Below are 11,608 nucleotides of genomic sequence, written 5' to 3' on the forward strand. Positions count from 1 at the left end.
TGCATGAGCTGTTTTGATCACCAAGCGCGCGGGGCTGGCGGGGCGGCCGCGCGCAAAATAAAGACTCATGCTAAGGGGCACGTTCATGGCCCCTAGCATAAAATGCCCGATCTGCGGCAAGCCCGCCTCGCCCGAACACAAGCCCTTCTGCTCCAAGCGCTGCGCCGATATCGACCTCGGCCGCTGGCTGACCGAGAGCTATAAACTCCCGCAAAAACCGGAAGAGGACGGCGAGGACGAGGAGAAAACGAATTAACCAGAATTTGGTTATTTTTGTGGTGCGGGCGCGCGCTGGCTCAGAAATACCGATAGCAGGATCAGGACACCGCCGAGGAACTCCAGTGCGGTGAGCGGCTCGCTCAGCACGGCAACGCCACCTGCGGCGGCAAACACAGGCAGAAGGTAGAGGAACCAGCCCGAGGCCTCGGCCCCCAACTCCGCCGAGCCCTTGGTCCATGCCGCCATGGCGAGGCCCGAAGGCCCGATGGCCAGCGCCAGGGCAATCTCCCAGCGCGGCCAATCCATCATGCTCAGCATGTGCCCCATGCCGGGCGCTCCCACCAGCAGCATCGGCAGCGTGCCGGCGGTCATCGTCACCGCGCTTACCTGCAAGGCGCTGCGCGCCACCAGCAGCCGGGGAATCAGCACGCAGTAGCAGGACCAGTTGAAGGCGCCGAACAGAACAAGGGCGATTCCCTTGGCATCCCCTTCCGCCGGGCCGGCGCTGTGAGCCAGCAGGGCGATGCCGGTAAAGCCGATGACGGCGGCGAGAAAGGTCCACACGCCCGGCATCCTGCGGCTGCGCAGACTCACCAGCAGCACGATGATCAACGGCTCAGTCGCGTTGAGCAGCCCGACCATACCGGCGGAGACGGTGCGGTTGCCCAGGGAATTGGGCAGGTTATAGCCCATCACCCCCACCACGCCGCAGAACGCGCCGAGCAGCAAATCCTGCTGGGACCAGCGCCGCAGCGCCGGCACCAGCCAGGGAATAAAGCAGACCGTGGCCAGGCCGTAGCGCAAGCCGACGAAAGGCGCGCCCGGCAGCCCGGCATGGTTATCGCCCAGCAGGTAGCGCGTGCCGACCGGCGCTACGCCCCACAGCATTACGGCGATGAATGTCAGCACGATGGCTTGCGGGCGCGAGGGCATCTGGGGCTTTTCCGTGGAGGGCATGATCAAGAAAGGGGTCCGCGAGGGACCCCTTTCTCAGGTGGCTAGTTTCCGGTGGCTGGGGGGACAGGCGCCCCGGATACTATCCGATGTTGGACAGATCCTTGCTCAGCGCGATCACGCCGGGGAGGACTTTGCCTTCCATCCACTCCAGGAACGCGCCGCCGGCGCCGGAGAGGTAGGTCATGTGCTCGTGGTAGCCCGCGAGCTTCAGCGCGGAGACGGTATCGCCACCGCCGCCGACCGACACGATCTTGCCTTCCTTGGTCGCCAGCGCGATGGCTTGCGCCAGAGCGTTGGTCGCGGCGTCGAACGGCTTGGTCTCGAAGGCGCCGAGCGGGCCGTTCCAGATGATCGTCTTGATCTCCGGCAGGCGGTTGATGAAGGCGGCGACGGTGGCGGGGCCGACGTCGAGCGCCATCATGTTGGACGGGATCTCGCTCACCTTCACCACCTTGGTGGGCGCGTTGGCCTCGAATTTCTCGGCCACAACGACGTCCCGCGGCAGAATGAGCTCGCATCCCTTCACCACGGCAGCCTTCTGGATCTCGCGCGCAGTGTCATGCAGGTCCGGCTCCTGCAGAGACTTGCCGACATTATACCCTTCCGCGGCGAGGAAGGTGTTGGCCATGGCGCCGCCAATGACCAGGATGTCCACCTTGGCGACCAGATTGGCGAGCAGGTCGAGCTTCGTGGAAACCTTGGAGCCCGCCACGATGGCGGCCACGGGACGCGCCGGGGTGCCCAGCGCCTGTTCCAGCGCATGCAGTTCCGCCTGCATGAGCCGCCCGGCGAAGGCCGGCAGGTGGGTAGCTATGCCCACAACACTGGCATGGGCGCGATGCGAGGCGGAAAAGGCGTCGTTCACGTAGATGTCGCCGAGCTTGGCAAGTGCTGCGGCGAATTCCGGGTTGTTCTCTTCCTCGCCCGCGTGGAAGCGGGTGTTCTCGAGCACCAGAATATCGCCATTTTGCATCTTGGCGACGGCTTCCTCCGCCACGGGGCCGACGCAGTCATCGGCAAAGGCCACCGGCTTGTTCATCACCGTCGCCAGCGCCTCGGCGATCGGCTTCAGCGACATGCTCTCGACGCGCTTGCCTTTCGGGCGATCGAAATGGCTGAGCACGATCACCTTCGCCCCCTTCTCCGACAGTTCGCGGATGGTGGGGACAAGACGTTCCACACGGGTCAGGTCGGTAACCTTGCCCTCATGCATCGGCACGTTGAGGTCGGCACGGAGCAGCACGCGCAGCCCCGTGACGTTCACTTGATCAAGCGTTTTGCTCACAGCGCACCGAAATAGGCGGCGGTGTCGGACATGCGGTTGGAGAAGCCCCACTCATTGTCGTACCAGGAGAGCACGCGGGTAAGCGCGCCATCCACCACCGTGGTCTGCGGCGCATCGAAGGTCGAGGAAGCCGGGCAGTGGTTGAAGTCCTGGCTCACCAGCTTGTCGGTGGAGTAGCCGAGGATGCCCTTCAGCTCGCCTTCGGAGGCGGCCTTCATCGCCTCGTTGATCTCGGCGGCGGTCGGCTGGTTCTTCAGCACCACGTCCAGCGAGATGAGCGAGACGTTCGGGGTGGGAACGCGGATGGCGGTGCCGTCCAGCTTGCCCTTCAGCTCCGGCAGCACCAGGCCGACGGCCTTGGCGGCGCCGGTGGAGGTCGGGATCATGGAGAGGGCAGCGGCGCGGGCGCGGTGCAGGTCCTTGTGCAGGGTGTCCACGGTCTTCTGGTCGCCGGTGTAGGAGTGGATCGTCACCATGTAGCCGCGCTCGATGCCGAAATTCTCGTGCAGCACCTTGGCCACCGGGGCCAGGCAGTTGGTGGTGCAGGATGCGTTGGAGATGATCTCCATGTCCTTGGTCAGCGTCTTGTGGTTGACGCCGAACACGATGGTGGCATCCACGCCGTCGGCCGGGGCGGAGATCACCACCTTGCGCGCACCCGCGGCGAGCAGGGCGGCGGCGGCCTCGCGCTTGGTGAACAGGCCGGTGCACTCCATCGCCACGTCCACGCCCTGCAGGGGGACCTTGGCCGGGTCGCGCTCGGCGCTCACCTTGATCGGGCCATAGGTACGGCCGTTATGGGTGATGACCAGGCTGTCGCCCTGCACCTCGACCGTGCCAGGGAAGCGGCCATGCACGGAGTCGTAACGGAACATGTGAGCATTGTCCTCGACTGAGCCGAGGTCGTTGATCAGTACCGGCTCAACATCGGCGCGGCCGCTCTCGATGAGCGCGCGCAGGACCAGACGGCCAATGCGGCCAAACCCGTTGATTGCAATTTTCACAGCCATTTTTGTTTTCGCTCCGTTACGTGGATGTTTTATTTAAACAATTGCGATCGAAATGACAGCCCGGCAGACCGCTGCCTCGGTGATGCCAAAATGTTCATACAGCACCTCCGCCGGGGCGGAAGCGCCAAAGCCGGTCATGCCGATGAACACGCCGTTGGGGCCGAGCCAGCGCTCCCAGCCGAAGCCGCAGGCGGCTTCCACGCCGATGCGCGGCGCATTACCCAGCACCTCCGCCTGATAGGTGGCATCCTGCTTGGCGAACAGCTCGAAGCAGGGGGCGGAGACCACCGCCACCTGGATGCCCTGGGCCGCCAGCGCCTTGCGCGCGGCCATGGCGATGGCGACTTCGGTGCCCGTGGCGATGATGGTGGCAGCGCGCTGGCCGCCCTCAGCCTCGGCCAGCACATAGGCGCCGCGGGCCGTCTTGTTGCCGTTGGCCACGTCGCGCAGGGCCGGAACGCCCTGGCGCGAGAGCACCAGCAGGCTCGGGCCGGTGGTGTTCTTCAGCGCGACCTCCCAGGCCTCCGCGGTCTCGATGGCGTCCGCCGGGCGGATGGTGAGCACGTTCGGCATGGCGCGGAAGGAGGCCAGATGCTCGATTGGCTGGTGGGTCGGCCCGTCCTCGCCCAGGCCGATGGAGTCATGCGTCAGCACATGGATGGCGCGCACGCCCATGAGCGCGGCGAGGCGGATGGCCGGGCGCATATAGTCGGTGAACACGAAGAACGTGCCGCCATAGGGGATGAGCCCGCCATGCAGGGCGATACCGTTCATCGCCGCGGCCATGCCGAACTCGCGCACGCCGTAATAGATGTAGCGGCCGGCATAGTTGCCGGGTTCGACGCCCGCCATGCCCTTCACCAAAGTGAGGTTGGAACCGGTGAGGTCCGCCGAGCCGCCCACCAGCTCGGGGATGGCGGGGATCAGCACCTCCAGCGCCTTCTGGCTGGCCTGACGGGTGGCGAGCTTCGGCTTGGTCTCTACGAGTTGCGCCTTGTAGGCGGACATCGCCTCGGCCCAGCCCTCGGGCAGCTTGCCCTGCATCACGCGCTCGAACTCGGCGCGCATCGGGTGCTTGGCCAAGCGCTTCAGCCAGGCGCGCCGGGCGGTGGCGCCGCGCGAACCGGCCTCGTGCCAGGGCTTGTACACGTCCTCGGGCACCACGAAGGGCAGATGCTCCCAGCCCAAAGCGCGCTTGGCGGCCTCGGCCTCGGCGCCGCCCAGCGGGGCGCCGTGGGTGCCAGCGGTGCCGGCCTTGGTGGGCGCGCCGAAACCGATGACGGTGCGGCAGGCGATGATCACCGGCTTGGCGGATTTCTGCGCGAAGGCGAGCGCGGCCTGAAGTTGGGCGAAGTCATGCCCGTCGACGCGCCGGATGGCCCAGCCATAGGCGGCGAAGCGCTTCAGCGGGTCCTCGGAGGTCGACATGCCGGTCGAGCCGTCGATGGAGATGGAGTTGTCATCCCACAGCACGCAGAGCTTGTTCAGCTTCAGGTGCCCGGCCAGGGCGGCGGCCTCGTGGCTCACGCCTTCCATCAGGCAGCCATCGCCGGCAATCACCCAGGTGCGGTGATCGACCAGCGACTTGCCGAACTTGGCGGCCAGGATGCGCTCGGCCAGCGCCATGCCGACGGACGTGGCGAGCCCCTGGCCCAGTGGGCCGGTGGTCATCTCGATGGCCGGGTGCTCGTGATATTCCGGATGTCCGGCGGCGGGGGAGTGCAGCTGCCGGAAGGTCTTCAGCTGCTCGATGCCCATGCCCTCATGCCCGGTGAGGTGCAGCAGGGCGTAGAGCAGCATGGAGCCATGCCCGGCGGAGAGCACGAAGCGGTCGCGGTCCCACCAGCTCGGGTCGGCGGCGTCATATTTCAGCGTCCGGGTCCAGAGCGCGGTGGCGGCGTCGGCCATACCCATCGGCATGCCCGGGTGCCCGGACTTGGCGGCTTCCACGGCGTCGATCGCCAGGGCCCGGATGGCGTTGGCCATGATCCGGTCCTCGGTTAGCGGCTGGGCGAGAAGCTCCGCCTGCCGCGCCAGTGCCGCCTCGTTGCCCGAAATATCGCCAATGCTTGCCATGTTATCGTCTGTTCCGTCCTGAATGGCGCGTGCATAATGCCAGCCGCCCCGGGCTTCAACCCGGAGCGTGCGAATGGCCGCTTAATTATCCGCTGATTTGCTGGCCGCGCGTGCCAACGCGGCCCCGGAATGGTTCAGCCAGCCTTGCCCCGCCAGGCCATGGCCTCGGCCAGCTGGCTCAGCGCGCCGTCCATTTTTTCAGCAAGTTCAGGCTCGACGCCAACTTCCGCAAGGGCATCGCGCATCGCGGCCATCCACTGCCCGGCGGTTGCCCCGGTGACATTCATCTTGGCGTGGCGGGACATGATGCAGAAGCCGCCGCGTTTCTCGATCCATTTGCGCGGGCCGCCCAGCCAGACAGAGAGGAAGCCCGTCAGCGAGTCGCGTGTCGGGCCAAGATCCGGCTCGTGCATGGCGCGCAGCTCGGCATAGGCCGGGTTGCGCTCCATCGTGTCGTAGAACGCGTCCACCAGCCGCCTCACCCCCTCGGCCCCGCCGATACGCTCATAGGGGGAAGCTTTTTCTTCGATAACCGTGCCGTCCATTGATCTGCCTATCTCAACCAGGGCGGCACAAAAGCAAAAATTTTTACCAAAAACTTTGATCTGGATCATAGCGCGGGCAGTGACCGCCGCGGGCGGCGGGGGGCAAAAATAGAAACAGCGCCTTGCGGCGCTGTTTCCGTGGACCGTTTGGCGGCAGATCAGTCGCCCATCACGGGGATCTTCTGACCGTCGCCGTAGATGGCGTAAGCCTCTTCGCCGTGCAGCGCATCGTCGCCGATGAGCATCGATTCCTCACTCAGACGCAGCGGCACAACCAGGCCGATGAGCTTGAGGATGATGAAGGTGCCGACCACGTTGAGCACGATGATGAAGGCGGCGCCGTAGAGCTGCAGCAGCACCTGGTGCCAGTTGCCGAAGAGGGCGCCGGTGACGTTGACATTGCTGTCCTTGCCGGTGCCGAAGTACTCGATCATGCCCGGGTCGGCGAGGATGCCGGTGCCGATACCGCCGACGAGAGCCGCCACGCCGTGGGTATGGAACACGCCCAGCACATCGTCCACCTTGCGGAACAGCCAGGTCTTGCCAAGCAGGTTCCAGGTCATCCAGGGCAGGATGCCAGCGGCGATGCCCAAGACGATCGCCTCGCCGCCGTTGATGTAGCCGGCAGCCGGGGTGATGGCGACGAGACCCGCGATCATGCCATTCACCGCGCCCAGGATGGAGGGCCTGCCGTGGACGAACACGTCGAGCACCGTCCAGGTGAGCAGCGAGGCGGCGGTGGCCACGTTGGTGTTGAGCACCGCGGCCCCAGCGTCCGCGTTGGCGAAGTACGGGTCACCGCCGTTGAAGCCATCCCAGCCGAGCCACAAGATGCCGGCACCGACCATGGTGATCAGCAGGCTGTTGGGCTGGAAATTCTCGCGGTCGCGCGGCAGGCGCGGGCCAATGACGGCGGCCGCGGTGAAGCCGGAGGCAGCAGCGGTAAGGTGAATGACGTAGCCGCCGGAGTAGTCGACCACGCCCATGGAGCCCAGCCAACCGCCAGCCCACAGGGAGAAGGCGCCGATCGGGTAGATAATGGACATCCACACCGGCACGAAGATCATCCAGGCCTTGAAGCTCATGCGGCCGAGGATGGAGCCCTGCAAAATGATGACGGTGATGGCCGCGAAGACGAACTGGAAGAACACCATCGTCGCCATCGGGAAGCCGATGGGCGGCATGCCGGCGGCGGCGGCGGGGATGACCGCTTCCTTCGTCTCGTTCCAGGCGGAGGTGATCTGGCCCGGGTGGCCGATGAACTGGTTGCCGCCCCCGATGAACGGCATGGTCAGCCAGGGCTTGCCAAATGCCATGTTGTAGGACCACAGCATCCAGACGATCAGCACCGCCGCGAAGGCGTAGAATGCCATGAAGGCGGAATTGATCGCCCATTTCTTCTTGACGATGCCCCCGTAGAGCACCACCAGGCCCGGCACGCTCTGCAGGCCGACAAACGTCGCCGCGGTGAGCTGCCAGGCATTATCGCCTGTATCGAGCCAACTGCCCGGTAATGCAGGAACTATAGCCATGCTTTCCTCTCCATACGTCCCAGCCGTGTGTGTGTTGCCCAACGATGCTTGCGGTTTCACGGCCGCATAGCACCGCCATTGCCCTTGCAGCTTTTGTGCCAAACCGAAATAGTGCCGTTTTCCGGCGAGCCGCGCACAAACATGGCTAAAAAAACAGCAGCGCCCGGAGGCGCTGCATGCAGGGGAGGCGGAGAGAGAGCTGCATGCAGGGGAGGCGGAGAGAGAAAAGCCACAAGGCGCGGGGGCGCCTCGTGGCGGTAATGGTTAGCCGAAGTGCTGCAGCGTCTCGCCGTGCTGGGCAATGTCCAGACCTTCGACCTCTTCCTCCTTGCTCACGCGCAGCCCCATGGTCAGGTCGATGAGCTTGAGGATGATGAAGCTGACGACACCACTGTACAGGATGGTGGTGACGATGCCCTCGGCCTGCAGCAGCAGTTGGTGCGGCGCGCCTTCGATCAGGCCGGGATGGCCACCAACCTCGTTCAGCGCGAACACGCCGGTGAGCATGGCGCCCAGGATACCGCCGAGGCCATGCACGCCCCAGACGTCCAGCGCATCGTCGTACTTGAACATGCCCTTGAAGCCGGTAACGCCCCAGTAGCACACCACGCCAGCAGCCAGACCGATGACCAGCGCGCCGGAGACACCAACGAAGCCGCAAGCCGGGGTGATGGCGACGAGGCCGGCGACGGCGCCGGAGACCCCGCCCAGCAGGCTGGGCTTGCCCTTCACGATCCACTCAACCAGCGTCCAGGACACGACGGCCGCGGAGGTGGCGAGGTGGGTGTTGATCATCGCCATGCCAGCCTGGCCGCCGGAGGTAAGGGCGGAGCCGGCGTTGAAGCCGAACCAGCCCACCCACAGCAGGGCACCACCGATCAGGGTGTAGCCAAGATCGCCCGGGGCCATGTTCTCGCGGCCATAGCCGGTGCGCTTGCCGACCATGATGGCGGCGACCAGGCCGGCCACGGCGGAGTTGATGTGCACGACCGTGCCGCCTGCGAAGTCCAGCACGCCAGCGGTGTTGAGGAAGCCGCCCGGGCCCCACACCATGTGCGCCACCGGGGAGTACACGGCGAGCAGCCAGATGCCGAGGAACACCATGGCGGAGGAGAACTTCAGGCGGTCAGCCGGGCCGCCCAGGATCAGCACCGGGGTGATGATGGCGAAAGTGCACTGGAACATGGCGAACACGGTCTCGGGGATCGTGCCCGAGAGGCCGTTGAGCCCAGTGCCGTTGAGCATGACGCGGGAGAAGCCGCCGATGAACGGCGCAAGCGGGCCGGAACCGGCGGTGAAAGCCAGGCTGTAGCCGACGATAACCCACAGCACGGAGATCAGGCCGGTGGCGAAAAAGCACTGCATGAGCATCGCCAGGATGTTCTTACGGCGCAGCAGGCCGCCGTAATACAGCGCCAGGCCCGGCACCGTCATCATCAGCACCAGCACCGAGGAGGTCAGCATCCAGGCGGTGTCGCCGGAATTCAACGTGGGCGCCGTGCTCTGCGCCATGGCGGGCGCAGCCCCCGCAACGAGCATCCCCAAACCTGCCGTGGCCGCCGTCAGTATCGATCGCTTACTCATCTAGTTCATATTCCTCGTGTTTCCTGCCTTGGGCGGTCTGGAGCCTGACAGACCGGCAGAGCACTTTGTGGAGGGCTCAGAGACGTGAAGCGCTGAGTAAAGCAAAGATCGTGCCTAAGCCCGGTGCGAGAGGAACGAAAAACCGCCAGGGATAAAGCGGAAACGGAAGAATCTGCGCAGCCCAAATTATGGGCAAAACCATGCCCAAAAATCTCCCAAAACGCCGGATGCGGGGCCGGGGGTTGGCGGCTTAGCGGGGCTCTGGCAGACTGGCGGTATGACAACCACCCATGACATCGCGATTATCGGCGCCGGCCCTGTGGGCGGCACGCTGGCCCTGGCCCTGGCTGCGCGCGGGAAGCGCGTGCTGCTGGTGGACAGGGCGGACCTATCGCCCATGGAGGACGAGGCATTCGACGGCCGCGCCTATGCCATCGCCGCCGGGAGCAGGGTGGTGATGGACTGGGCCGGGATCTGGGACAAGCTGCCCTACGCCCCCTGCCCGATCCTCGATATCGACGTAACTGACGGCAAGCTGGGCCGCGCGCCCTCGCCGCTGAAGCTGCATTTCGACCACCGCGCCGTGGGAGATGATCCGTTCGGCTGGATCATCGAGGCGCGGTCGATCCGCATCGCCCTTAACAAGAGGCTGCATACGGCGGAGAACCTCACCCTGCGCGCCCCGGCCGAGGCGGTGGTGGAACGCAGCGCCGAGCAGGTGCGCCTGCGCGTGGGCGCGGAAGAGTTTACGGCCAAGCTGGTGGTGGCGGCCGAGGGGCGCAAATCCCCGCTGCGTGACCAGGCCGGCATCGGCCTCACCCGCCTGCCCTATCATCAGACGGCGGTGATCTTCGCCATCGGCCATGAGCGCCCGCATAACGGCGTGGCACTGGAGCATTTCCTGCCCGGCGGGCCGTTCGCCGCGCTGCCGATGACCGGCACGCCCGAGCACCCCAACCTCTCGGCCATCGTGTTCACCGAGCGCGATGCGACGGCGCAGACACTTTACGGCATGACGGAGGCGCCGTTCATGGCGGAGGTGGAGAAGCGCCTGGGCAACCGTCTGGGGCGCGTGGAGTTGGCCGGGCGGCGCTGGCTGTACCCGCTCTCGGCGCAGTTCGCGGCGCGGTACTATGACACGCGGCTGGTGCTGGTGGGCGATGCTGCGCATGGCGTGCATCCCATCGCCGGCCAGGGGCTGAACCTCGGCTACCAGGATGCGCAGGCGCTGGTGGAAATTCTGGACGGTGTGGAAGACCCGGGCGCGCCGGAGGTGCTGCGGCGCTACCAGGCGGCTCGGCGGCCCATCAACATGGCCATGCTGATGGGCATGGACACGCTGGACCGGCTGTTCTCGACCAACTTCCCGCCCATCCGGCTGGCGCGTGACCTCGGCTTGGCAGCGGTGGAGCGCATGCCGCGGCTGAAGAAGCGGTTCATGCTGGCGGCGATGGGGCGGTAGGAGCGAGAAGCCCCCTCTGGTGCGAAATCGACAAACTCCGCCTCAAAGCGGGAGCGGATCAGGAGGGAAACGGCACCATGCGGCCTGATGCTTCGTCCCAGAGCGCATAGCTTGGGGCTTTGAAGGCGTCGCGCAGGTTGAGCACCGTTACCGACTTCATTTCTTCAACAAAGCCATCCTGGCAAGCCTGCAGACGATAATTTGGAATACCGGGGCGCAAGTGATGGATGTGGTGCAAGCCAATATTCGCGCTGAACCAGCGCATGACGAGCGGCAGCTTCAAGTACGAGGTGCTGTGCAAGGAAGCCTGGTTGAAATTCCAATCTTCGGCTCGAGTCCATTTCGCATCCTCGAACCGGTGCTGCACCGCGAACAGCCAGATTCCAGCGATGGCGGCGATCGCCATGGCGGGCAATTGCACCAGCGCAACGCTCCTTACGCCAAAAAGCGCGATCAGCAGCGCGAACACGCCTGCGAGCGCGATATTCAGCAGGTAAACGCTGCGGCGCTCGCGCCGGAAAGCTGCCGGGGTATCAAAAGGCAAGCGATACAGCAGAATGAAAACAACCGGCGGCAACAGGAGGTGAATCAACACCGGATGATGCGATGCGCGGTACATAAATTTCGCCGAGGGGCGGAGCGCGTTGTATTCCGCCAGCGTCAGGCAATCTGAAAAGAAATCGGCCGGAATGCCGCGATTGTCGAGGTCGTTCCAGCTTTTGTGATGCCGCGTGTGCAGACGGCGCCAGTAGGCGAAGGGCGTCAACGTAACCAGGCTGCAGGCGGCACCGACAATTCTGTTCAGGCGGCGCGATGGAAACAGCGAATTATGGCCGCAATCATGCTGAAGCATGAAGATGCGGACGATCAGGCCGCTGGCCGGCAGGGCGAGTGCCAATGTCAGCCAGACAGAGACATGCAGCGCCGCGTACATCGCC

At 65.3% G+C, this 11,608-nt stretch carries 10 protein-coding genes; 2 read left to right on the plus strand and 8 right to left on the minus strand.

The genetic code is table 11. The features are described from left to right. The first annotated feature begins 85 nt into the window (after positions 1-85). Positions 86-256, plus strand: a complete 171-nt coding sequence (locus ACLPJJ_RS03140; RefSeq protein WP_443589390.1) for a DNA gyrase inhibitor YacG — start codon at positions 86-88, stop codon at positions 254-256. An 11-nt stretch (positions 257-267) separates the two neighbouring features. Here ACLPJJ_RS03140 and ACLPJJ_RS03145 read toward each other — a convergent pair whose 3' ends face one another. The 7 genes from ACLPJJ_RS03145 to ACLPJJ_RS03175 form a co-directional block, all read right to left on the minus strand. Then, positions 268-1,152, minus strand: coding sequence for a DMT family transporter (locus ACLPJJ_RS03145; protein ID WP_443589391.1), 885 nt, complete (start codon positions 1,150-1,152; stop codon positions 268-270). Positions 1,153-1,255: 103 nt separating this feature from the next. Then, a complete protein-coding gene (locus tag ACLPJJ_RS03150; RefSeq protein ID WP_443589393.1) occupies positions 1,256-2,461 on the minus strand; it encodes a phosphoglycerate kinase in 1,206 nt (401 codons plus the stop codon). Continuing rightward, positions 2,458-3,471: a type I glyceraldehyde-3-phosphate dehydrogenase gene (gene gap, locus ACLPJJ_RS03155; RefSeq protein ID WP_443589394.1), complete on the minus strand. Its 1,014-nt coding sequence runs from the start codon at positions 3,469-3,471 to the stop codon at positions 2,458-2,460. Before gap ends, ACLPJJ_RS03150 begins: the two co-directional genes overlap by 4 nt. Before the next feature lie 33 nt (positions 3,472-3,504). Further along, on the minus strand, positions 3,505-5,547 hold the full coding sequence (tkt, locus tag ACLPJJ_RS03160) for a transketolase (RefSeq protein ID WP_443589396.1): 2,043 nt from the start codon (positions 5,545-5,547) through the stop codon (positions 3,505-3,507). Positions 5,548-5,681: 134 nt separating this feature from the next. Beyond that, the gene (locus tag ACLPJJ_RS03165; RefSeq protein ID WP_443589398.1) at positions 5,682-6,092 is read right to left on the minus strand and encodes a group II truncated hemoglobin; all 411 of its coding nucleotides are present in this window, start codon (positions 6,090-6,092) and stop codon (positions 5,682-5,684) included. Positions 6,093-6,250: 158 nt separating this feature from the next. Further along, positions 6,251-7,624, minus strand: a complete 1,374-nt coding sequence (locus ACLPJJ_RS03170) for an ammonium transporter (protein WP_443589400.1) — start codon at positions 7,622-7,624, stop codon at positions 6,251-6,253. Between the two features lie 264 nt (positions 7,625-7,888). After that, positions 7,889-9,208 (minus strand): ammonium transporter, encoded by a 1,320-nt coding sequence (locus ACLPJJ_RS03175; RefSeq protein ID WP_443589402.1) that lies wholly within the window; start codon positions 9,206-9,208, stop codon positions 7,889-7,891. A 277-nt stretch (positions 9,209-9,485) separates the two neighbouring features. Here ACLPJJ_RS03175 and ACLPJJ_RS03180 point away from each other — a divergent pair, with 277 nt between their 5' ends. Then, positions 9,486-10,670, plus strand: a complete 1,185-nt coding sequence (locus ACLPJJ_RS03180) for a UbiH/UbiF/VisC/COQ6 family ubiquinone biosynthesis hydroxylase (RefSeq protein ID WP_443589404.1) — start codon at positions 9,486-9,488, stop codon at positions 10,668-10,670. Between the two features lie 58 nt (positions 10,671-10,728). Here the strand turns inward: ACLPJJ_RS03180 and ACLPJJ_RS03185 are convergent. Further along, a partial coding sequence (locus ACLPJJ_RS03185) for a fatty acid desaturase family protein (RefSeq protein ID WP_443589406.1) occupies positions 10,729-11,608 on the minus strand: 880 nt, incomplete at its 5' end.

Source organism: Acidocella sp. (assembly GCF_052326845.1).
Classification (GTDB): Bacteria; Pseudomonadota; Alphaproteobacteria; order Acetobacterales; family Acetobacteraceae; genus Acidocella.

What these genes read in the sequence shown, in the direction of transcription:
- ACLPJJ_RS03140 (WP_443589390.1), top strand. Translation starts at nt 86, where the DNA reads ATGGCCCCTAGCATAAAATGCCCGATCTGCGGCAAGCCCGCCTCGCCC.
- ACLPJJ_RS03145 (WP_443589391.1), bottom strand. Translation starts at nt 1,152, where the DNA reads ATGCCCTCGCGCCCGCAAGCCATCGTGCTGACATTCATCGCCGTAATG.
- gap (WP_443589394.1), bottom strand. Translation starts at nt 3,471, where the DNA reads ATGGCTGTGAAAATTGCAATCAACGGGTTTGGCCGCATTGGCCGTCTG.
- tkt (WP_443589396.1), bottom strand. Translation starts at nt 5,547, where the DNA reads ATGGCAAGCATTGGCGATATTTCGGGCAACGAGGCGGCACTGGCGCGG.
- ACLPJJ_RS03165 (WP_443589398.1), bottom strand. Translation starts at nt 6,092, where the DNA reads ATGGACGGCACGGTTATCGAAGAAAAAGCTTCCCCCTATGAGCGTATC.
- ACLPJJ_RS03170 (WP_443589400.1), bottom strand. Translation starts at nt 7,624, where the DNA reads ATGGCTATAGTTCCTGCATTACCGGGCAGTTGGCTCGATACAGGCGAT.
- ACLPJJ_RS03175 (WP_443589402.1), bottom strand. Translation starts at nt 9,208, where the DNA reads ATGAGTAAGCGATCGATACTGACGGCGGCCACGGCAGGTTTGGGGATG.
- ACLPJJ_RS03180 (WP_443589404.1), top strand. Translation starts at nt 9,486, where the DNA reads ATGACAACCACCCATGACATCGCGATTATCGGCGCCGGCCCTGTGGGC.